At 68.8% G+C, this 21,070-nt stretch carries 21 protein-coding genes; 8 read left to right on the top strand and 13 right to left on the bottom strand.

What is annotated here, in order from left to right; all coding sequences use genetic code 11:
* The first annotated feature begins 35 nt into the window (after positions 1–35).
* Positions 36–1,313: a UDP-N-acetylglucosamine 1-carboxyvinyltransferase gene (gene murA / locus AAFF32_RS18070; RefSeq protein WP_216963421.1), complete on the top strand. Its 1,278-nt coding sequence runs from the start codon at positions 36–38 to the stop codon at positions 1,311–1,313.
* A gap of 3 nt (positions 1,314–1,316) precedes the next feature.
* The gene (locus AAFF32_RS18065) at positions 1,317–1,628 is read left to right on the top strand and encodes an EF-hand domain-containing protein (RefSeq protein ID WP_342315938.1); all 312 of its coding nucleotides are present in this window, start codon (positions 1,317–1,319) and stop codon (positions 1,626–1,628) included.
* A 76-nt stretch (positions 1,629–1,704) separates the two neighbouring features.
* Here the strand turns inward: AAFF32_RS18065 and AAFF32_RS18060 are convergent, their stop codons facing one another.
* From AAFF32_RS18060 to purM, 5 genes are all read right to left on the bottom strand, one after another.
* A complete protein-coding gene (locus AAFF32_RS18060) occupies positions 1,705–2,394 on the bottom strand; it encodes a DUF3108 domain-containing protein (protein ID WP_216963418.1) in 690 nt (229 codons plus the stop codon).
* Entirely contained in the window at positions 2,394–3,134 is a 741-nt protein-coding gene (locus AAFF32_RS18055; protein ID WP_342315936.1) for a DUF3108 domain-containing protein, read from the bottom strand. The genes AAFF32_RS18060 and AAFF32_RS18055 overlap by 1 nt, the downstream gene beginning before the upstream one ends.
* A gap of 49 nt (positions 3,135–3,183) precedes the next feature.
* The gene (gene purN, locus AAFF32_RS18050; protein ID WP_342315935.1) at positions 3,184–3,858 is read right to left on the bottom strand and encodes a phosphoribosylglycinamide formyltransferase; all 675 of its coding nucleotides are present in this window, start codon (positions 3,856–3,858) and stop codon (positions 3,184–3,186) included.
* Positions 3,855–4,493, bottom strand: a complete 639-nt coding sequence (locus AAFF32_RS18045) for a DUF2238 domain-containing protein (protein WP_342315934.1) — start codon at positions 4,491–4,493, stop codon at positions 3,855–3,857. The genes purN and AAFF32_RS18045 overlap by 4 nt, the downstream gene beginning before the upstream one ends.
* 79 nt (positions 4,494–4,572) lie before the next feature.
* Complete coding sequence (purM, locus tag AAFF32_RS18040; protein ID WP_216964285.1) at positions 4,573–5,601, bottom strand: phosphoribosylformylglycinamidine cyclo-ligase; 1,029 nt, start codon at positions 5,599–5,601, stop codon at positions 4,573–4,575.
* A gap of 237 nt (positions 5,602–5,838) precedes the next feature.
* Here purM and AAFF32_RS18035 point away from each other — a divergent pair, with 237 nt between their 5' ends.
* Genes AAFF32_RS18035 through hda form a run of 3 tightly spaced genes read left to right on the top strand, consistent with a single transcriptional unit; the run spans position 5,839 to position 8,805 of the window.
* Positions 5,839–6,888 carry a DUF2066 domain-containing protein gene (locus AAFF32_RS18035; RefSeq protein ID WP_342315933.1) on the top strand — a complete coding sequence of 350 codons (1,050 nt, stop codon included), beginning with the start codon at positions 5,839–5,841 and terminating at the stop codon, positions 6,886–6,888.
* A gap of 23 nt (positions 6,889–6,911) precedes the next feature.
* Positions 6,912–8,075: an AI-2E family transporter gene (locus AAFF32_RS18030; protein ID WP_342315932.1), complete on the top strand. Its 1,164-nt coding sequence runs from the start codon at positions 6,912–6,914 to the stop codon at positions 8,073–8,075.
* Positions 8,076–8,103: 28 nt separating this feature from the next.
* Complete coding sequence (hda, locus tag AAFF32_RS18025) at positions 8,104–8,805, top strand: DnaA regulatory inactivator Hda (protein ID WP_342315931.1); 702 nt, start codon at positions 8,104–8,106, stop codon at positions 8,803–8,805.
* Between the two features lie 274 nt (positions 8,806–9,079).
* Here hda and murU read toward each other — a convergent pair whose 3' ends face one another.
* From murU to cysG, 4 genes are all read right to left on the bottom strand, one after another.
* The gene (gene murU, locus AAFF32_RS18020; RefSeq protein ID WP_342315930.1) at positions 9,080–9,784 is read right to left on the bottom strand and encodes an N-acetylmuramate alpha-1-phosphate uridylyltransferase MurU; all 705 of its coding nucleotides are present in this window, start codon (positions 9,782–9,784) and stop codon (positions 9,080–9,082) included.
* A 16-nt stretch (positions 9,785–9,800) separates the two neighbouring features.
* Positions 9,801–10,841 (bottom strand): phosphotransferase, encoded by a 1,041-nt coding sequence (locus AAFF32_RS18015; protein WP_216963395.1) that lies wholly within the window; start codon positions 10,839–10,841, stop codon positions 9,801–9,803.
* A 104-nt stretch (positions 10,842–10,945) separates the two neighbouring features.
* A complete protein-coding gene (gene cysK, locus AAFF32_RS18010) occupies positions 10,946–11,923 on the bottom strand; it encodes a cysteine synthase A (protein ID WP_216963392.1) in 978 nt (325 codons plus the stop codon).
* A gap of 43 nt (positions 11,924–11,966) precedes the next feature.
* Positions 11,967–13,394 carry a siroheme synthase CysG gene (gene cysG / locus AAFF32_RS18005; protein ID WP_342315929.1) on the bottom strand — a complete coding sequence of 476 codons (1,428 nt, stop codon included), beginning with the start codon at positions 13,392–13,394 and terminating at the stop codon, positions 11,967–11,969.
* Positions 13,395–13,674: 280 nt separating this feature from the next.
* Between cysG and AAFF32_RS18000 the strand changes: the two genes are divergently transcribed.
* The 3 genes from AAFF32_RS18000 to AAFF32_RS17990 are packed head-to-tail and all read left to right on the top strand — an operon-like array spanning position 13,675 to position 16,220.
* Positions 13,675–14,658 carry a LysR family transcriptional regulator gene (locus tag AAFF32_RS18000; RefSeq protein ID WP_216963386.1) on the top strand — a complete coding sequence of 328 codons (984 nt, stop codon included), beginning with the start codon at positions 13,675–13,677 and terminating at the stop codon, positions 14,656–14,658.
* A gap of 40 nt (positions 14,659–14,698) precedes the next feature.
* Positions 14,699–15,079 (top strand): tautomerase family protein, encoded by a 381-nt coding sequence (locus tag AAFF32_RS17995; RefSeq protein WP_216963383.1) that lies wholly within the window; start codon positions 14,699–14,701, stop codon positions 15,077–15,079.
* Between the two features lie 58 nt (positions 15,080–15,137).
* Positions 15,138–16,220, top strand: coding sequence for a serine hydrolase domain-containing protein (locus AAFF32_RS17990; RefSeq protein WP_342315928.1), 1,083 nt, complete (start codon positions 15,138–15,140; stop codon positions 16,218–16,220).
* 3 nt (positions 16,221–16,223) lie between these two features.
* Here the strand turns inward: AAFF32_RS17990 and AAFF32_RS17985 are convergent, their stop codons facing one another.
* From AAFF32_RS17985 to AAFF32_RS17970, 4 genes are all read right to left on the bottom strand, one after another.
* The gene (locus AAFF32_RS17985; protein WP_216963377.1) at positions 16,224–16,583 is read right to left on the bottom strand and encodes a hypothetical protein; all 360 of its coding nucleotides are present in this window, start codon (positions 16,581–16,583) and stop codon (positions 16,224–16,226) included.
* Positions 16,584–16,731: 148 nt separating this feature from the next.
* Positions 16,732–17,469: a phosphoadenylyl-sulfate reductase gene (locus AAFF32_RS17980; protein WP_216963374.1), complete on the bottom strand. Its 738-nt coding sequence runs from the start codon at positions 17,467–17,469 to the stop codon at positions 16,732–16,734.
* Positions 17,466–19,181 carry an assimilatory sulfite reductase (NADPH) hemoprotein subunit gene (gene cysI, locus AAFF32_RS17975; protein ID WP_342315927.1) on the bottom strand — a complete coding sequence of 572 codons (1,716 nt, stop codon included), beginning with the start codon at positions 19,179–19,181 and terminating at the stop codon, positions 17,466–17,468. Before cysI ends, AAFF32_RS17980 begins: the two co-directional genes overlap by 4 nt.
* Positions 19,181–21,061: an assimilatory sulfite reductase (NADPH) flavoprotein subunit gene (locus AAFF32_RS17970; RefSeq protein WP_342315926.1), complete on the bottom strand. Its 1,881-nt coding sequence runs from the start codon at positions 21,059–21,061 to the stop codon at positions 19,181–19,183. Before AAFF32_RS17970 ends, cysI begins: the two co-directional genes overlap by 1 nt.
* Positions 21,062–21,070: the final 9 nt, after the last annotated feature.

Below are 21,070 nucleotides of genomic sequence, written 5' to 3'. Positions count from 1 at the left end.
CCCGAATCCCGAATCTCGAATCCCCAATCCCGAACATGCAAAAGATCGTTGTAGAAGGCGGCGCCGCGCTCAACGGCGAGGTGCAGATCTCCGGTGCGAAGAACGCCGTCCTGCCGATCCTGTGCGCGACGCTGCTCGCCGATGGCCCGGTGTCGATCACCAACGTGCCGCACCTGCACGACGTGGTCACCACGGCCAAGCTGCTGGGCGAACTCGGCGCGGGCATCACCGTGGACGAAGGCACGCTCGCCAGGGGCCGCGGCATCGTGGTCGATCCGACCACTGTGCACAGCCACGTTGCACCGTATGAACTGGTCAAGACGATGCGCGCCTCCGTGCTCGTGCTCGGCCCGCTGCTGGCCAAGTACGGTGCGGCGGAAGTCTCGTTGCCGGGCGGTTGCGCGATCGGTTCGCGTCCGGTCGACCAGCACATCAAGGGCCTGCAGGCGCTGGGTGCGGACATCACCGTCGAGAACGGCTACATCAAGGCCCGTCGCGACGGTCGCCTGAAGGGCGCGCGCTTCGTCTTCGACATGGTCACCGTCACCGGCACGGAGAACGTGCTGATGGCCGCCGCGCTCGCCGAAGGCACCAGCGTGCTGGAAAACGCCGCGATGGAGCCGGAGATCGTCGACCTGGCCGACTGCCTCAACGCGCTCGGCGCGAACATCGAGCACGCCGGCAGCGGCCGCATCGTCGTGCACGGCGTGGAGCGCCTGCATGGCGGCGCGCACGATGTGCTGCCGGACCGCATCGAGACGGGCACCTTCCTCGTCGCCGCAGCCATGACCGGCGGTCGCGTCACCGTGCGCCGCGCGCGTCCGGATACGTTGGACGCGGTGATCGACAAGCTCAAGCAGGCCGGCGCGGACATCACCGTCGAGGGCGATCGCATCACGCTGGATATGCAGGGCCGCCGCCCGCGTGCAGTGGATCTGACAACCGCGCCGCACCCGGCGTTCCCGACCGACATGCAGGCGCAGTTCATGGCGATGAACGCCATCGCCGACGGCGTCGGCGTGATGAACGAGACGATCTTCGAGAACCGCTTCATGCACGTCTCGGAACTGCAGCGATTGGGCGCGGACATCCGCGTGGAAGGCCACACCGCGATCGTGCGCGGCGTGGAACGCCTGAGCGGCGCTCCGGTGATGGCGACCGACCTGCGCGCTTCGGCATCGCTTGTCCTCGCTGGTCTGGTCGCCGAAGGCACCACGACCATCGACCGCATCTACCACCTGGATCGCGGCTACGAAAACATCGAGGAGAAGCTCTCCGGCCTCGGTGCCAAGATCCGCCGTATCTCGGCCTGATCCATGGCTGCGATCAAGCGCGCACCGTTCACGCCGCGTCGTCTTGCGACGCTGGGTTTCTTCGTCACGCTGCTGATCGTGGTGGGCTGGCTGCACTTCACCGGTGCGGCCGGCACGCGCGGCATGGACCGCAAGGACATGGACTGGAACGGCGACGGCAACGTCTCCATGCAGGAGATGCTGCAGTCGTTCTACGCCGTCACCGTGAAGGTCACGAAGGAAGGTGCGCGCGAATGCCGTGCGTATTCGTGGCGCGGAAGCAACGATACGCTGCGCATGGATTGCCGGACCGTGGTGCAGCCCGCGACGAAGTGAGCGTCCGCGGCACCAGGCCACGAAACGAAAAAGCCCCGCTTCCGCGGGGCTTTTTTCTTGCCTGCGTCGATCGTGCTCAACGCACCGCCTGCACCCGCAGGTCGATCGCGTCCTGGCCCTTGTCGCGCTGCAGGATGCGCGCCGGCACCGGCATGCCGTCCACGATCCACGCGATGGTCTGCTTGTTGCCCTGCGTGCTCACGACCTTGGTCGCCTGCTTCGACTGTCCGCCGATGGTGATCGGTTCCTTGCCGGCGATGGTGTAGGTGAGTTGCTTGACGCGGCCGTCCTCCACCATGCGGTAGTTCATCGTCTTGCCGGCCTGCACGTCACGCACGATCGCCAGGTTGATCAGCAGCGCGTCCATGTCGCCGGGTTGCAGCTTGATCGGGCCGGCGCGTTCGGGCTTCACGTCGCCGGTCCAACTCGCCACGCCCTTGGCCCAGTCGTAGGTGGCGTTCTTGTTCTGCTTCTTGGTCAGCACCTGCGAACTGTCGTTGCCCGAGAGCGGCCGCCACTGGCCGCCGTTGTCCTCGAACACGGTGGATTGGCGAAGGTTCGCCAGCGGGCTGGAGACGGACAGGTCGTACTTCCAGCGGTTGGCGCCGTCGGCCGTCAGCGTCATCTTGCCGGCGCCCTGCATGCCCATGTAGTTGGCCTGGTAATCGGCCGTGAAAGGCTTGATCGCAAGCGCAGGCGCGCTGACCGTCGCCAGGAGCGCGGCGGCGAATGCGCAGCGCAGCACGCGGGTAGAAACAGTGGCCATCACGGGGCTCCCTTGTAGTCGACCAGGCGCAGGTCGAAAGTGTCCTCGCCATTTTCGCGCTGCAGGATGCGCACGGGCGTGGGCACGCCTTCAACCACCCACAGTACCGTCTCGTCGTTGCCCCCGCCCTGAACACGGCTCACGCGCATGGCATTGAAGCCCATGCCGTCGACGCTCACGCCTTCGAGTTCCTGCGACACCGAATACAGGTGGTCGCGCGCGCGGCCGTTGTCGACGAAGCGGTATTGGAGCGTCTTGCCCGGCTGGGCATCGCGGACGATCGCCAGGTTGATCAGCAGCCCGCTCATGTCGCCGTCCTTCAGCGGCACCGGCGCCTGGCGCTTCTTCTTCACGTCGCCCGTCCAGCGCGCCGTGTGCGAGGCCCAGTCGTAGGTGCCGGTGATTTCCTTGCCGACGAACACCGCCTTGCGCACCGTGCTTTGACTCAGCGGGCGGTAGACATCGCTGCCGACCACGTCGAACACCGTGCTCTGCTGCGCATTGGCGCCGGCCAGGCCGATCAGGCCACGCGTACCGCGCATGTTGAGGTCGATGCGCCAGTGCGACGGTGCGCTGGACGGCACCACCTGCATGGTCGCTTCGCCCAGCGGCTTGCCCTCGTTGAAGATCTGGTAGTTCGCCACGAACGGCTCCAGCGCGGAGGCGGGCGCGGCGAAGGAGACCAGGGCGAGCGTGGCCAGGAGGGGGGCGGTGATCAGGACGCGGAGAGGACGCTTCATCGAAAGGTAGTGCGGAAGGATGCCGTGCATGCCTGCTCCGGGGCGGCGTTCAGCGGGGGGCGCCGGTGCCGGATGCCTGCAGGGCACCGGCGGAATCTAGGAGCAAAGGCGTAAACAGGGCATGACCGTCCAGGGTCGTGGTTGTGCCCTGTTCAGCCAAACGGCCCGCGACGGCCAACTGCAGCACGGCCACGAGCAGGGGGTGCTCCACCTGCAGGACGCGCTGGGCCAAGGCCTCTGGGTCGTCTCCAGGCAGGACCGGCACGCGCGCCTGGGCAATGACCGTGCCGGCGTCCAGCTCGGGAATCACGAAGTGCACGCTGGCGCCGTGCTCGGCATCGCCCTCGGCGATCGCCCGCGCATGCGTGCGCAGGCCCGGGTACTTGGGCAGCAGCGAGGGATGGATGTTGAGCAGCCGCCCGCGGAACCGCTCCACGAAGGCATCGCACAGAATGCGCATGTAACCGGCGCAGACGATCCAGTCCGGCTGCGTGGCTTCGATGGCGTCGGCCAATGCCGCGTCGAATGACTCGCGCGAAGGGAAGTCCTTCGGGCTCGCCCCCCAGCGAAGTTCCGGTTCGACGCGGTCGAGCGCGGCGGCGGTCGGCTTGTCGGAAAACACGCCGACGATCCGCGCCGACAGCGAGCCGTCCGCGATCGCGTCGAGGATCGCCTGCAGGTTGCTGCCGCGTCCCGAAGCCAGCACCGCGATGCGCTCGTTCATGGGGCCGCCTCCGCCACGATGCAGGCCGGCATCCGCGCCGAACACACCAGCGGCCAGGTGGCCAGCGCACCCAGCGTGGCCAGAAGCATGTCGGTGTGTGCGTCCCAGATGTCGCCCTGCTGGCCGTTGTAGGACTCGGCCTCCTGCGGCGACATCGTCAACGCGATGCCCCATTCGATCCATTCGTACACCAGGCTCGTGCACATGATCGCCATCACCGCGAGCCCGAACGCCTGCGCAGCCGACAGACGCGGCCACCGCTGCGTTGCATGGCCGGCGAGTAGGGGCGTCAGGCAGAGGCCGTACAGCAGGTGGATGAAGCGATCGGCATGGTTGCGTGTCCAGCCGAACGCGTCCTGTGGCGACCAGTGCAGCACGGCACGGAACCAGTCGTCGTAGGGCACGTTCGAGTACAGCCAGCGAGCGGCCAGGCAGTGCACGGCGAGGAATCCGCATACCAGCACGAAGTCGCGGGTGCGCGTGTTCCAGCGCCGGTCGTGCCACCACAGCCACACCACGGCGATCACGGTGCCGATGGTGTGCAACGCCTGTTCCCTGGGCCACTGCGGGTTCAACCAGGTGGCCACGAACACGAGAAGCAAGGCCCCCAACGCCCAGCGTTTTTGCAAACACATGGCGAATCCCGGATCGCGTGCGCGGGATCCTTCCCGCGTGGCTTGGTCGGTCATGGGGCTTGGCGTGGCGAAGCGTCGATCAGCCGATGCGGACGCGGCTGTCGACCGGGGCACCGGCAGCGGCCTTCACCACCTGCCCGATCGGGCGATGGCGCAGGCCCAGGCGGTCGAGGTCGGCTTCCACCGCGGCGACCTCGCCCGGTGCAACCACCAGTACGAAGCCCACGCCGCAGTTGAAGGTGCGCCACATGTCGTCGTTCGGCACCGCGCCTTCGCGCTGCAGCCAGTCGAACACCGGCGGCAGCACGATGGCCGACGCCTCGATGTCCAGACCCAGGCCATCGGGGATGACGCGGATGATGTTCTCGGTCAGACCGCCGCCGGTGATGTGCGCCATGGCGTGCAGATCGTGCTTGCCGAGCAGTTCGAGGATCGGCTTCACGTACAGCTGCGTCGGCGCCATCAGCGCATCGATCAGCTTCACGCCGCCCATGTCGAGGTCGGCCGGGCGGCCGGCGCGGTCGTAGATCTTTCGCACCAGCGAGTAGCCGTTGGAATGCGGGCCGCTGGAGGCGATGCCGATCAGCACGTCGCCTTCGCGCACCTTGGCGCCGTCGAGCAGCTTGGACTTCTCCACCGCGGCGACGCAGAAGCCGGCCAGGTCGTATTCGCCCGGCGGGTACATGTCGGGCATCTCGGCGGTCTCGCCGCCGATGAGCGCGCAGCCCGACATCTCGCAACCCTTGGCGATGCCGCCGACCACGGCTACCGTGGTGTCGACATCGAGCTTGCCGGTGGCGAAATAGTCTAGGAAGAACAGCGGCTCGGCGCCCTGAACCAGCACATCGTTGACGCACATGGCGACCAGGTCGATGCCGATGGTGTCGTGGCGGTTGAGCTGTTGCGCCAGCTTGAGCTTGGTGCCCACGCCGTCCGTGCCCGAGACCAGCACCGGCTCCTTGTACTTGCCCGACAGGTCGAACAGCGCGCCGAAGCCGCCCAGTCCGCCCATGACTTCCGGCCGGAAGCTGCGCTTGACCAGCGGCTTGATGCGTTCGACCACCTCGTTGCCCGCGTCGATGTCGACGCCGGCATCGCGGTAGGTGATCGGGGTGGGCGTGGTGGGGGAATTCGACACGGGCGGCCTCGGCGGTCGCGGGAGATGAAGCGGCGATTTTAACAGTCGCGCGACCCCGGCTGTGGTCTGGATCACGCCGCGAATGGACGGGGCGGGTCGGCTGCGGCACCATTTCGACTGTTTACGTACCCAGGGATAGCGATGGTTCGGGCAATTCGCGCGGGAACACCGCGCACGACGCTCCTCCGGCAGGTTCATCTGACGATCGTGGCCGCCTTGTTGCTGCTGACGAGCTTGGGTGCCGCCGCGCAGCGCGTGGAGGGCGACCGCGCCCGGGCCGAGGGCATCTACGCGACCGAAGTGCAGGTGAACGGGCAGGGCGAGACGGAGCGCAACGCTGCGCTCGCGCGTGGCCTGGCCCAGGTGCTGGGCAAGCTCTCCGGCGACCGTGGCGCGGCTTCCCGCCCCGGCGTGGGCAACGAGCTCCGCCAGGCCCGCACCTACGTGAAGGCCTACGACTACCGGCAGGACGAGGGACTGGGCCCCACCGGCGCGCCGAGCTTCCGGACCACCCTGGTCATCCAGTACGACGAGGAAGCCGTCAACGACCTCGCCGCGACCCTGGGCATTCCGATCTGGCCGCAGCCGCGCCCCAAGCCGGTCCTGTGGCTGGCCATCGACGACGGCAGCGGCCCGCGTCTGGTCGGCCTGCCGCAGGTGAACGCGGCACGGCCGGCGCTGAACCGGGCGGTCGAGCGTGGCTACAAGCTCGGCCTGCCCACCGGCAACGCCGCCGAGCAGGCCGCGGTCGGCGCGATCTGGCGCGGCGACAGCGCCGCCGTCGCGCGCGCCTCGGCCCGCTACAGCCCGCCGATGCAACTGATCGGCAAGCTCTACCGCGACACGACCGCCGGCTGGAAGGCCGACTGGACCTTCGTCGACACCGGCAAGGTGCTCGCCACCTGGTCGCAGACCGGCACCGACCCCCGCCAGTTGATGGCCAGCGGCGCCGACGGCGCGGCCGACGCGCTGATGAAGCGTTACGCCAAGCGCGCGCCTTCGGGCGAACCGGGTGTGTACCGCGTCACCTTCACCGGCATCGACAGCAGCGATGATTTCATCCGCCTGGCGGGCTACCTGCAGAAGCTGTCGGTCGTGCGCCGCAGCGTGCCGGTGCGGGCGACGCCGCAGGGGCTGGAATACGAACTCCAACTCGTCAGCGGCATGCCCGGCCTGAACCGCCTGCTGGCGCGCGACGGCGTGGTCGATGTCCTGGAAGGCCTGGAAGGCCAGCCGCCGGTGTATCACCTGCGCTGACGTCATCACCGACAAGGATCCGCATGCAATCGCAAGCACTGGACGACATCGCACTCTTCTTACGCCGCCTGCAATGGGTGGCGCTCGGTGTTGGCGTGTGCTGGCTGATCTGGCTGCTCGCGCCGATCCTCACGCCGTTCGTGTTCGCGCTGATGCTGGCCTGGCTGGGCGACCCGCTGGTCGACCGGCTCGAACGCGCCGGCCGCTCGCGCAATGTCGCGGTGAGCCTGGTGTTCACGGCGATGGCGCTGATCGTGCTCGCCGGCCTGCTGATCCTGGTGCCGCTGATCGAGGGGCAGATCACCACGCTGGTCTCGTCGTGGCCGCACTACCGCGACTGGTTCATGCTCACCGCGGTGCCGTGGGTCGAACAACGCCTGGGCGTTGAAATCACCGAGTGGCTCGACTTCAGCCACATCAGCCAACTCGTGCGCGACAACTGGGACCAGGCCGGCGGCATCGCGAGCACGCTGCTGGGTTACCTGTCACGTTCGGGTTTCGCGGTGATCGCGCTGGTGGCGAACGTCGCGCTGCTTCCGGTCATCACCTTCTTCTTCCTGCGCGACTGGGACCTGATCGTCGAACGCGTGGCGTCGATGATTCCGCGTGACCACCTCGACACCGCGAGCCGCCTGGCGCGCGAATCCAGCGACGTGCTCGGCGCGTTCCTGCGCGGGCAGTTCCTGGTGATGCTGGTGCTGGGCGTGATGTACGGCCTGGGCCTGTGGGCGGTGGGGCTGGACCTGGGCATCCTGATCGGCCTGATCGCCGGCATCCTGACCTTCGTGCCGTACCTGGGCCCGGCCAGCGGCATCATCCTGGGCGTGATCGCCGCGCTGGTGCAGTACGGCGACTGGCAGCACGTCGCCGGTGTACTGGTGGTGTTCGGCATCGGCCAGGTGATCGAGAGCTACGTGCTCACGCCCAAGCTCGTCGGCGACCGCATCGGCCTGCATCCGGTCGCGGTGATCTTCGCCGTGCTCGCGGGCGGCCAGTTGTTCGGCTTCCTCGGCATGCTGCTGGCGTTGCCGGTGGCGGCGGTGGTCAACGTGCTGCTGCGCTACGCGCAGGAGCGCTATCGCCACAGCCGGCTGTACGTCGGCGCGAGTCCGCTGCCGGAAGGCGAAGCGCCCGATCCACTCGCCGATCCGCATCTGCCGCCGCCGGTCGAACGCAAGCCCGAGTAACCGCCCACAACGTAATGAGTCATTTGCAGTGAGCGTTCCGCAGTTGCCGCTGGCCTTGCGCTATCCGCCCGACCAGCGACTGGACACCTTCGTGCACGCGCCCGACGGCGCGATCGAACAGCTGCGCGCGCTGGCCGAGGGCCGCGACGCGCGGCGCGAGAGCGTGTTTCTTGCAGGGCCTGCGGGCGTCGGCAAGACGCACCTGCTGCTGGCGACCTGCGCGGCGACGGAAGCCGCCGGACGCCGCGCCGCCTACCTCCCGCTGATGGCCGCGGCCGGCCGCCTGCGCGACGCGCTGGAATCGCTGGAAGGCAACGACGTGATCGCCCTCGACGGTCTGGACGTCATCGCCGGCCAGCGCGAGGACGAAGTGGCGCTGTTCGACGCGCACAACCGCGCGCGCGCTGCCGGCGTCGTGCTGGTGTACGCGGCGCGCGACATTCCCGACGCCGTCGGCCTGGGACTGCCGGACCTGCGTTCGCGCCTGGGCCAGTGCACGCGCGTCACGCTCGCACCGCTGGACGAGGAAGGTCGCCGCGACGTGCTGCGTCAACGCGCGCAGCGACGCGGACTGGTGCTGGAAGACGCCGCGCTCGACTGGCTGCTGCGCCGCGTGGAGCGCGACCTGGGTGGATTGACTTCGCTGCTGGACCGCCTTGATCGCGCTTCGCTCGCGGCGCAGCGGCGGATCACGGTGCCGTTTCTGCGGCAGACGCTGGGGAGCGGGTAGGCCGCTCGCAGCTTGCACTCGCGTGAAGTAAACGCAAGCGCGTCCCCCTGAGGCCGTCATCTCGGCGAAGGCCGGGACCCAGGCCGTCACGCGCTCCGTTTGCGTCTCGTCATTCCAGCGAAAGCTGGAATCCATCTTGACTTGGGCGTGCGGATGGCGCGAAGCGATGGAGCAGCGCCGTGCGGCAACGGTGGTTCACCTCTGCCTCTTCGTTGCCCCTCACCCCAACCCCTCTCCTGGTGGGAGAGGGGCTCAGGCGGCGGGCATGACTGCGTTACGTGCGTTCTGCGAGCTCCCGCTCCAACCCCGCCAAACGCTCGGGTGTCCCCACATCCGTCCAGCGACCACGATGGTGCTCGCCGGTAATCAATCCCTGCGGCATGAACGCACGCAGGATCGGCGCGAGGCGGAAACGCGGCGGCGTTTCATCGGCGCCCGTGTCGGTCGTGTGCACGCGCCAGCCATCGAGCAACTGCGGACGATAAACGCCGATGCCCGCATACGTGAGCCGGTTCTCGCCCTCGCTGCGCACCAGGCCATCCGCGTCGAGCGCGAAATCGCCCTGCGTCGCCTGCGGCGGGCGATCGACCATCACCAGGTGCGCCAGGCCGTCGGGCTCGCGCGGCAGACGCGTGAAGTCGTAGTCGGTCCACACGTCGCCGTTGACGAGAAGGAACGGCGCATCGCCCAGCAGCGGCAGCGCATGCAGCATGCCGCCGCCGGTTTCCAGCGGCGCGTCGCCTTCGAACGAATAGCGGATCGACAAGCCCCACTGCGCGCCGTCGCCCAGATGCTGCGGAAACTGCGCCGCGAGCCAGCTCGTGTTGACCACGACTTCGCGCACGCCCATCGCGGCGAGTTTTTCCAGATGCCATTCGATCAACGCCTTGCCGCCCGCGCGCAGTAACGGCTTGGGCGTGTGGTTGGTCAGCGGGCGCATGCGCTCGCCCAGGCCGGCGGCGAAGATCAGGGCTTTCAAGAATGACTCCGGGCTTTCAGGGCGAGGGCAGGGCGACGCGTTGCATCGCCGGGCGGATGCGGACGTCCAGCACTTCGCGCAGCGGTTGCAGTTCGCGATGGCGCGGCAGGACTTCGTCGAGATAGCGGATGAAGCGCGGCGCGTCGGGCAGGTATTTGCTCTTGCCGTCGCGGTAATGCAGGCGCGAGAAGATGCCCAGGATCTTCAGGTGGCGCTGCACGCCCAGCCAGTCCGCGTCGCGCATGAACTCCGGCAGCGACGGCACCGGGATGCGTGCCTTCATCGCGCGCTCGTGATAACGCACCAGCCATTCGTCCACGCGCTGCAGCGGCCAGCTCAGGAACGCGTCCTTGAACAGGCTCACCGGATCGTAGGCCACCGGGCCCCACACGCAGTCCTGGAAATCCAGCACCGCCGGGCCGCCGGCAATCGGCATCAGGTTGCGCGGCATGAAGTCGCGGTGCGTGAGCACGCGCGCCTGCGACAACGCGTTGTCCATCAGGCGGCGCTGCACCAGTTCCAATCGGTCGAGGTCGTCGCGATCCAGCTCCAGTCCCAGATGCCGTCGCAGGAACCAGTCCTCGAACAGCCCCGCATCACGCTGCAACAGCGCCTCGCCGAACTCGCCCGTACCCAGAGGCGGCTGGATCGCCTGCAATCGCAGCAGTTGTTCGATGGCGGCGTCGAAATGCGCGTCGGCGGTGTCGTCGTCGATCACCTGCGCCAGCGTCGGCCCGCCCAGGTCTTCCAGCAGCAGGAAGCCGCTGCCGACGTCCTCCACCAGCACCTGCGGCACGCGCACGCCGCCGCTTTCCAGCAGCGCGCGCATGCGCAGCCAGGGGCGCACGTCCTCCAACTGCGGCGGCGAATCCATGACGATGCGGCTGCCGCCGGACGTCTGCGCGCGCCAGTAGCTGCGGAAACCCGCGTCGACCGAGGCGCGCACCAGCTGCAACTCGCCGTCGTCCGTCGCGGCGCGCGCCCAGGCCAGGCGCGCGGCTTCGCGCTCGGCCGCGTCGGGCGCGGGAGGGGGATTCGAACCGGGTACGACCGTCATGCAGGCTCCGCGCGGCAATGGCCGCCGCGCACAGGGTAGCCCGCAGGGCCTGCACGTTGGAATGCACGGCGATCACGTCCCGGCGCGAAGGCCGGGACGTGCGATCAGGCCGCGACGGCGTCGCGCTCCAGCGAGGCCAGCCACTCGTCGTCGGAGCCTTCCGCCACGCCCTCGAACAGGAACGTGGACAGGTAGCGCTCGCCGGTATCGGGCAGCACCGCCAGCAGCACCGAGCCTTCCGGCGCCTGTTCGGCGACCTTCAACGCGGCGGCCACCGTCGCGCCGGCGGAAATGCCGACGAAGAGACCTTCCTCCGCGGCCAGGCGACGCGCCGTGTCGCGCGCCAGCACTTCGTCCACGGGCAGGACCTCGTCGGCGATCGTGCGACTGAGCACCGCCGGCAGGAAGTCCGGCGTCCAGCCCTGGATCTTGTGCGGCGCCCACTCCTTGCCCGAGAGCAATGCGGCGCCGGCCGGTTCGCTGGCGATGATCTTCAGATCCGGGCGCGCGAGCTTGAGCACTTCGCCCGCGCCGGTGATCGTGCCGCCGGTGCCCCAGCCGCTGACGAAGTAATCCAGCCGCTTGCCGGCGAAATCGCGCAGGATTTCCGGCCCGGTGGTGCTGCGGTGATAGGCGGGGTTGGCTTCGTTCTCGAACTGCCGAGCCAGGAACCAGCCGTGCTTGTCGGCCAGCTCCTTCGCCTTGCGCACCATGCCGCTGCCGCGCTCGGCGGCGGGCGTGAGGATGACCTTCGCGCCGTAGGCGCGCATGAGCTTGCGGCGCTCGACGGAGAACGTCTCCGTCATCACCGCCACGAACGGATACCCGCGCGCCGCCGCGACGAGCGCCAGCGCGATGCCGGTGTTGCCGGACGTCGCCTCCACGATTGTCTGGCCCGGCTTGAGCAGTCCCTTGCGTTCGGCGTCGAGCACGATCGCCAGCGCAAGACGGTCCTTCACCGAGCCGCCGGGATTGAACGATTCGACCTTCGCATACAGCGTGACGTGCTTGGGCGCGATGCGATGCAGTTTGACGATGGGCGTGCTGCCGATGGTGTCGAGAATGCTGTCGTACAGGGCCATGGGGGTTCTCTGCGTACGTGGGACGTGCGTGGGAGGTGAGGAGTCAGGCGGCTTCGGCGACGGCGGGCGCGGGTGCGCCGAGGGGCGCGTCGCCGAACCAGTGCAGCGTGTTCGCGAACGAGGCGACTTCGCCGACGATCAACAGCGCAGGCGACTGCACCGCGTGCACGCGGGCTAGATCGGCCAGATCGGCCAACGCGCCGGTGACGACGCGCTGGTTCGCGCGCGAGCCGTTCTCGACGATGGCGAACGGCGTGGACGGCGCGCGGCCGTGTTCGATCAGGCGCGCGCTGAAGCCTTCCAGCCCGGCGACGCCCATGTAGACCGCCAGCGTCTGCCGCTCCAGTGCGAGCGCTTGCCAGTCCAGCGTGTCCTGCGATTGCTTGCAATGCGCGGTGACCAGCCGCACCGACTGCGCGTGCTCGCGGTGCGTGAGCGGCACGCCCGCATACGCGGCGCAGGCGAGCGCGGCGGTGATGCCGGGCACGACCTCGAAGTCGATGCCGTGCGCGCGCAGCACTTCCAGTTCCTCGCCGCCGCGACCGAACACGAACGGATCGCCGCCCTTCAGGCGCACCACGCGCTTGCCGGCGCGGGCGTGTTCGAGCATCAGCGCATGGATCTGGTCCTGCGTCGCGTGGTGGTTGCCCGCCTGCTTGCCGACTTCGATGCGCTGCGCATCGCGACGCACGAGTTGCAGCACCTCACTGCTGACGAGGCGATCGTGCAGGATCACGTCGGCTTCGTTGAGCACGCGCAGCGCGCGCAGCGTCAGCAGGCCGGGATCGCCCGGGCCGGCGCCAACCAGCGCGACGGAGCCGCGCGCGCTGGACGCATCGGCGCTGAGCTGCGCACTGAACTCGTGTTCCGCTGCCAGGCGTTGGCGTCGGCGCAACAGGGCGGGGACGCGTCCGCGCAGGAGGCGGTCGAAGAAGCGGCGCCGCGCGTTGATCTGCGGGAAGCGCGTTCGGATGCGATCGCGCTCGCGGCCGAGCAATTCGGCCAGGTCGCCAAGCGAGGCGTCGAGCTGGCTTTCCAGCGTCTCGCGCAGGTGGCGCGCCAGCATCGGCGCGGTGCCGGAACTGGAAATCGCCACCTGCAACGGACCGCGGTCGACGCGCGCGGGGATCTGCACGCTCGACGCCCGCGCGTCGTCGACCACGTTGACCCACAGGCGTCGCGCCTGGCCTTCTTCGGCGACGGCGCGATTCACGTCTTCGTCGTCGGTGGCCGCCACGGCCAGCCACACGTCGTCGAGCCAGTGCGGGGCGAATCGGCCGGGCAGATGCTCGATCTCGCCCGTATCCGCCAGCGCCGCCAGTTCCGCATTGAGCTCCGGCGCGCCGACGCGCACGAGCGCGCCGGCTTCCCGCAGCGCGGTCGCCTTGCGCAGCGCGACCGTGCCGCCGCCGACCACCAGCACGGGGCGCCCGCGCAGGTCGGCAAAAACGGGAAACAAAGGCTGGGCCATGGCGTCGGAGCCGGGAAGAGGGGGCGATACCGTGACGCTACGCATGCACCCGGACGTGCGGAAATGACTCGGCCGCCTGGGGTCATGCCCTTTCGGAATGACCCCGGCCCCGTGCTGGACAGGGCCCGCGGGGCGGGTTAGTTTTCGTCCATCCCTTTATTCGTATCGAGCGATATATGAACGCGGCAGCCCGCCGTGCCCCGATCTGTCGACGGACGCCGGAACCGATCGCTGCCCGCCCGTGCGGGCCTGTCCCGCCGCTGCCACGAACCGCTTCGACATGACCCTCACCCAGCTCCGCTACCTCGTCGCCATCGCCGACTCGGGCCTCAACATCACCCTGGCCGCCGAGCGCGTGCACGCGACCCAGCCCGGCTTGTCCAAGCAGCTCAAGCAGCTGGAGGACGAGCTGGGTTTCCAGTTGTTCACCCGCAAGGGACGCAGCCTGGAATCGATCGCGCCCGCAGGCGAGCGCGTGCTCATGCACGCGCGCCGCATCCTGGAAGAGGCCGGCAACATCCGCGCCTATGCCGCCAACGAACGCGGTCAGCACAGCGGCCGTCTGGTGCTGGCGACCACGCACACGCAGGCGCGCTTCGTGCTGCCGTCTGTCATCGCCGCGGTGAAGCGCGAGTTCCCGCAGGTGAGCATGCACCTGCAGGCGGTCGCGGGCGACGAAGTGCTGGAGCAGCTCGCACGCGGCGAAGCGGACCTGGCCGTCATCAGCACCGCGGGCACGGAGCCCGACGGCGGCGTCGCCGTACCGCTGTACCGCTGGCGTCGCGTGGTGCTGGTGCCGCGCACGCATGCGCTCGCATCGCTGAAGCGCGCGCCGACGCTGGCCGAACTCGCCGCGCATCCGCTGGTGAGCTACGAGTCGTCCAACCGCGCCGAATCCTCGCTGCGCCGCACCTTCGTCGAGGCCGGCCTGGAGCCGCAGCTGGCGATGACCGCGCGCGACGCCGACCTCATCAAGACCTACGTGCGTGCCGGCCTGGGCGTCGGCGTGCTGGCGGAGATGGCCGTGGGCTCGCGCGACGAAGACCTCATCGCGCTGCCCGCGCCGGACGCGCTGCCCGAATGCATCACCTGGGCCGTGATCCCGCGCGCACGCGTGCTGCGCGAGTATGCGCTGGCGCTGCTGCACGGCATCGCGCCGCAGCTGGATCGTCGCGACCTGCGCCGCGTGCTCGAAGGCAACCTGGAGCCGCAGTGGCCGCACGCGCCGTCGTGGCGCGAGTTGAGCCAACCCATCACCACCTGAGGGCCGCACGCCGCGACCCGTCGTCGAACGAGGAACCGCCATGCCGCTCGTGACCCTCACCGTGCGCAAACCCAAGGCGGAGGCGTTCAAGTCCTCCGTGCTCGATGCGGTCCACGCGAGCCTGGTGTCCAGCGGCGTGCCGCAGGCCGACCTGTTCCAGCGTGTGTTCGAACTGGACGCGGCCGACTTCCGTTTCGATCCCTCCTATCCCGATCTGGCCTCGCCGCGCACGGAGGACTTCGTGCTCATCGAGATCCTGTGGTCGGTCGGTCGCAGCGTGAAGGTGAAGAAGAAACTGCTCGCCGAATTGATGGAGCGGCTGTCGGCGGCCGGCCTGGATCCGGAGCACGTGATGGTGGCCTTCAAGGAAACCACCTGGGAAAACTGGTCCTTCGGCGGCGGCCGGCTGATCCATACCTGAGGCGCAACCGCGCGCCGTCATGGCGTATCTCCTCCTGGAGTCGACGAGGAGGACGGTCATGAAGAAGTGGATCCTGGGCTGCCTGGCGCTGTGGCCGGCCCTTGCGATGGCACAGACGGTGTCGACCGCTGCGTTTATCGAAGCCTACGCGGGCGAGCACGATTTCAGCGGCACCGTGCTGGTCGAGCGCGCGGGCCGGGTGGAATACGAACGCAGCTTCGGCCTGGCCAATCGCGCTTTCGCCGTGCCCAACACGCCGGACACGCGTTACTGGATCGGCTCGATCACCAAGCTGTTCACCGCGACGCTGGTGATGCAGCTGGTGGAGGAGGGCCGCCTGAACTTGGATGCGCCGATCCGCACCGTGCTTCCCGATTACGCGGGCGAAGGGCGCGAGGCGACCGTGCGGCAGTTGCTCAACCACACCTCGGGCATCGCCAATTTCGACACCGTCACCGACGCGGCGACGGCATTGCGCGAAGGCATTCCCGCCTACCAGCTGCCGCACGACAGCGGCGAACTGCTGCGTCGCTACGCCAGCGGAAAGCGCGTGCACGCGCCGGGCACGACCTTCGATTACAACAACGGCGACTACGTGATCCTGGGCAAGATCGTCGAGCGTGCGACCGGCATGCCCTTCGAGCAGGCGCTGTCGCGTCGCATCCTGGCGCCGCTGAAACTGGCCGACACCGGCATGCTGCGGCAGGCCGAAATCCTGCCGCGACTGGCGAACACCTACTTCGTGCGCGAGAGCGATGGCGCGCTCATCAACGATCTGCCCGTGTATCCGGAGAACTGGTACGCAGCCGGCGCCATGTACTCGACCGTGCGCGACCTGTACGTGTTCGCCGATGCGCTGTACGGCGGGCGGCTGATCGGCGAGGACAGCCTGAAGCGCATGCTCGCGCCGGGATTGGACGACTACGGATTCGGCGTGTGGAGCTACGAATCCACGATCGCCGGCAAGCCGCACCGCATCGCCAAGCGTCCGGGCCGCATCATGGGCGCGCAGGCGCAGCTGTATCGCTTGCTGGACGACGAGGTCACCGTTGTCATCCTCGCCAACGTCGGCAACACGGACCTGGACGAGTTCGTCGCGCGCATCGGCCGCGTGGTGCTCAGCGGTCGGCCCGAGCGCTGAGCGTCACAGCAGCGCCGCCCACGCCGCCATTCCGGCGAACGTGCCCAACACCGCGCAGACCAGCCCGCGCCGGAACCAGCGCGAGTGTTCGCTGGCCTGCGCGCTCAGCACCGAATCGTCGGGAGCCAGGCCGATCAGCGAGAGCAGGTAGAGCAGGGCGACGACAATCGGTGCGCCGATCGGGCTGCCCAACCACGCGTTGAGTGGCCACTGACCGAAGGCGAGGGTGCCCGCCAACGCTGTCCACCACGCACCGCCGCCCTTCGCGATCAACGGCTGCTGCCAGCGCAGCGCGGCGAAGGCCGCCCATGCCATGACGAGCGTGGTGACGAAATTGCGTAGAACATCGAATGCATCGTGCATGCGCGCGGCGCGCCCGGAATGCGCCCGAGCGGCACGACCTCGAAACGGAACGGCTGGGGCGCGCACTGTCGAACGCGGCCCGTCGGAAAGCCGTCGGAGCCGATGCGCAACGTTCAGCGTGGGCGTCGGGGATCGCGCGAGCGCGCGCTCACGCCGCGTTCGGTTCGCCGTCGAAATGCAGTCCGCACTCACGCTTGAGGCCGAAAAAACGCGTGTCTTCCTCGTTCATGCCCGGCTCGAGCCGACGCGTGGTGTGCACATCCCCGATCGATACATAGCCCTGGTCCCACAGCGGGTGGTAGGGCAGGTTGTGCTCGCGCAGGTACTGGTACACGTCGCGATCGGTCCAGTCGGCGATGGGATGCAGCTTCCAGCGGCCGTCGCGCAGTTGCAGGAAATCGATGTTGGCGCGCGTGCGCGACTGGCTGCGGCGCAGGCCGGCGATCCAGGTGCGCACGCCCAGGTCGTCCAGCGCGCGCTGCATCGGCTCGACCTTGCGCATGCGGTTGTAACGCTCGATGCCGTCCAGGCCGCCTTCCCACAGCTTGCCCAGTCGCGCTTCCATCCAGGCGATGCCGATCTGCGGGCGATACACCTTCAGGTTCAATCCGAGCGTGTCGGTGAGCTGGTCGATGAAGCGGTACGTTTCCGGGAAGAGATAGCCGGTGTCGATGAGGATCACCGGCATGTCCGGCCGCTGGCGCGTGGCCAGGTGCAGCGACACGGCGGCCTGCGCGCCGAAACTCGACGACAGCGCGTGCTCGCCTGCGGTGTGTTCCAGCGCCCAGGCGATGCGCTCGGACGCGTTGAGGCCGCCGAGCCAGGCGTTCAGTTCGGCCAGCGCTCGGGGCGATTCGGCGGCAGTGATGGGATCGGGCGGGCTCATGCGGCGTTCTCGGTGCGAAGTTGCAGTGCGATGGCGGGTCGGGGCGGCACGACGGTGCCGGTTCTCACGAGGAAATCGCCGAAGCCTTCGTCGGTGTCGCGCTCGCCGGCATAGCGAGCGAAGAGCGGATCCAGCGATTCGAGGATCTGCGCCTCGGCGATGTTCTCGCGGTACAGCGTGTTCAGGCGCTGGCCGCGATGGTCCGCGCCCAGCATCAGGTTGTAGCGGCCCGGCGCCTTGCCGACGAGCGCGATCTCGCCCAGGTACGGGCGCGAGCAGCCGTTCGGGCAACCGCTGATGCGCAGGTGGATCGGCGCATCGTGCAGGCCGTGCGTGTCGAGCAATGCCTGCACCTTGTCGGCGAACTCGGGCAGGTAGCGTTCGGCTTCGGCCATCGCCAGGCCGCAGGTGGGCAGTGCGACGCAGGCCAGCGCGTTGCGTTGCAGCGGCGTGGCGCGTGCATGCGTGTCCAGGCCGTACTGCGCGACGAGCGCATCGACGCGATCGCGCAGCGCCGCGGGCACGCCGGCGATGACGAGGTTCTGGTTCGGCGTGAGGCGGAATTCGGCGCCCGCGTCGGCCTCGTCCAGCACGCGTGCGATCTCGCGCAGGCCGCTCAGGTGCGTGAGCCCGTCGCGATCCCAGATGCGTCCGGCGACGATGCGCAGCGTCAGGTGCGCACGGCCGTCGTCGCCTTCAATCCATCCGAAGCGGTCGCCGTTGTGGACGAAGCCGAACGGACGCGCCGGGGAGAGCGCGAAGCTGGCGCGCCGCTCGACTTCGGCCTTGAACCACTCCAGGCCGTGGTCGTCGATCGTGTACTTCAGTCGCGCCCGCTTGCGCACCGCGCGGTTTCCGAAATCGCGCTGCGCAGTGACGACTGCCACGGCGACGGCGGTGAGCTGCTCCGGCGTAACGAAGCCGATCACGTCCCCCAGGCGCGGGTAGGTTTCCGGATCGCCGTGCGTCGCGCCCATGCCGCCGCCCACGCTGACGTTGTAGCCCAGCAGTTCGCCGTCCTCGACAATGGCGATGAAGCCCAGGTCCTGCGCGAACACGTCCACGTCGTTGTACGGCGCGATCGCGAAGCCGATCTTGAACTTGCGCGGCAGGTAGGTCGCGCCGTACACGGGCTCGTCCTCGCTGCCGCTGCCGGCGACGCGCTCTTCGTCCAGCCAGATCTCGTAGTAGGCGCGCGTGTTCGGCAGCAGGTGTTCGGACAGCGCGGCGGCGTGCGCGTGCACCTGCGCATGCGCCTGCGACTGCAGCGGGTTGGCGGCCACGGCGACGTTGCGGTTCACGTCGCCGCAGGCGGCGAGCGTGTCGATGAGCGCGGCGTTGATCGCCTGCATCGTCGCCTTCAGTTCGGTCTTGATCACACCGTGGAACTGGAACGCCTGGCGCGTGGTGATGCGCAGGCCGCGTTCGGCGTAGGTCGTGGCGATGCTGTCGAGCTTGAGCCACTGCGCCGGCGTGACCACGCCGCCGGGCGTGCGCGTGCGGATCATGAAGCTGTACGCCGGTTCCAGCTTCGCCAGCCGGCGTTCCTCGCGGATGTCGCGATCGTCCTGCTGGTAACTGCCGTGGTACTTGATCAGCGTCTGGTCGTCGTCGTGCAGCGCGCCGGTGATCGGGTTGGCGAGCGAGGCCAGCAGCGTGCCGCGCAGGCGGTCGCTTTGCTGCTTGATGTCCTCGACGGAATGGCTGCTCATCAGTACACGTCCCGGGCGTAGCGTCCCTGTTGCTGCAGGGTGTTGAGGTAGTCGTTGGCGTCATCGGCGGAGCGGCCGCCGTGTTCGCCGATGATCGAAAGCAACGCGTCGTGCACGTCTTTCGCCATGCGCGTGGCATCGCCGCAGACGTAGAGATGCGCGCCGTTTTCGATCCAGTCGAACAGCTCGCGGCCGCGCTCGCGCAGGCGATCTTGCACATAGATTTTCTGAGGAGTCCGCACAGGGATGTGCGGGCTGTTGCGAGGGACTCGCATTGAATCCTGGTCGCGTGAGAAGGCCAGGTCCAAGCGGTGCAGCGTCTCGTCCTTGAGCGCCTGCTGCCACTCGACCTGGTAGAGGAAATCGGTGCGGAAGTGGGGGTTGCCGAAGAACAGCCAGTTGCGCCCGGAGGCGCCTGCTGTCATCGGGCGAGTTGCCGCGCGTTCCTGCACGAAGGCGCGGAACGGCGCCACGCCGGTGCCGGGGCCGATCATGATCACGTCGCGCGATGCGTCGGCGGGCAGACGGAAGCGATCGTTGTGTTCGATGAACACCGGAAGCCGTGCGCCCTCGTCGCTGCGCGCGAAATGGTTCGACGCGCTGCCCCAGCGCAGACCGTCGCCCGCGTCGTATTCGACGTGCGCGACGGTGAGGTGAACCTCATCGCCGACGTGCTTCTGGCTGGAAGCGATGGAGTACAGCCGCGGCGTGAGCGGGCGCAGCGCGGCGACCAGCTCCTCCGCGCTCCAGTCGGCGGGATGCTGGCGCAGCAGGTCCAGCACCTGCGCCTCGTTGAGCAGGCGCGACAGGTCAGCCTGGCGGTCGGGCGCGAGCAGGCCGTTGAGCTCGTCGCTGCGCGCCTGCGCGGCGTGGCTGGCGACGAACGGCCGCGCGAGCTTGGTGAGTTCGCGCTTCTCGCCCAGCCATTGCCGCAGCGGCAGGCGCTGGCCGCCGTGCTCGACGACGGCATCGCCGTCGAGTCCACCTGTGCGCAGGATCGCCTCGACCAGCGCCGGCGGATTCACCGGCCACAGGCCCAGCGCGTCGCCGGGCTCGTAGTGCAGGCCCGAGCCCTCCAGTGACAGCTCGATGTGGCGCACGTCCTTCGCGCTCGATCGCGTGGTGATGCGCTGGTTGGCGAGCAGTTCCGCCGCGAAGGGCGCGTCGCGTCCGTGCAGCGGCGCGGCCGGAAGCGGGCGCAGCGGCGTCACGGTGGCGAGCGGCGCGGCGGGCTTCAACGCGTCCTTCGCCTTCGCCAGTGCCTGGGCGAGCCAGGGCTCGGCCACGGTTTCCAGGTCGAGGTCGGCATCGGCGCGCGGCAGCAGACGGGTCGCGCCCAGTTCGGCCAGGCGCGCGTCCAGCTTCTGCCCGATCGCGCAGAACTGCGGGTAGCTCGAATCGCCCAGCCCCAGCACCGCATAACGCAGCTGCTTGAGCGCGGGCGCGCGCTTGCCGGCGATGAACTCGACCAGCGCGCGCGCATCGTCCGGCGGATCGCCGTCGCCCTGCGTGCTGACGACGAGGTACAGCGTGCGCTCGTCCTTCAGTTCGCGCGTGGGGTAGGCGTCGGCGCGCAGCAGGCGCACGGCCAGCCCGGCGGCCTCGCTCTGGCGCGCGAGCTGTTCGGCCAGTCGCTTGGCATTGCCGGTCTGGCTCCCGTAGACGATGGTCAGGCGGCTGGCGGGCTGCGCGTCCGCGACGGGCGCTGTAACCGTTTGCACGCTGCCGCCGCTGCGCGTCGCCAGGCCGGCGGCATAGCCGGAGAGCCACCACAGCCCATGCGTGTCCAGCCCCTCGGTGACGCGCGCGAGCGCCGCCAGCCGGTCCTCGGAGAAGGGGGTGGCGAGTGCTGCGGGAACGCTGGGCTGGAAAGCCGACATGGGCGAAGG

The organism is Lysobacter sp. FW306-1B-D06B (assembly GCF_038446665.1).
Lineage (GTDB): Bacteria > Pseudomonadota > Gammaproteobacteria > Xanthomonadales > Xanthomonadaceae > Lysobacter_J.
This window is presented reverse-complemented; position numbering and strand designations above follow the sequence as displayed.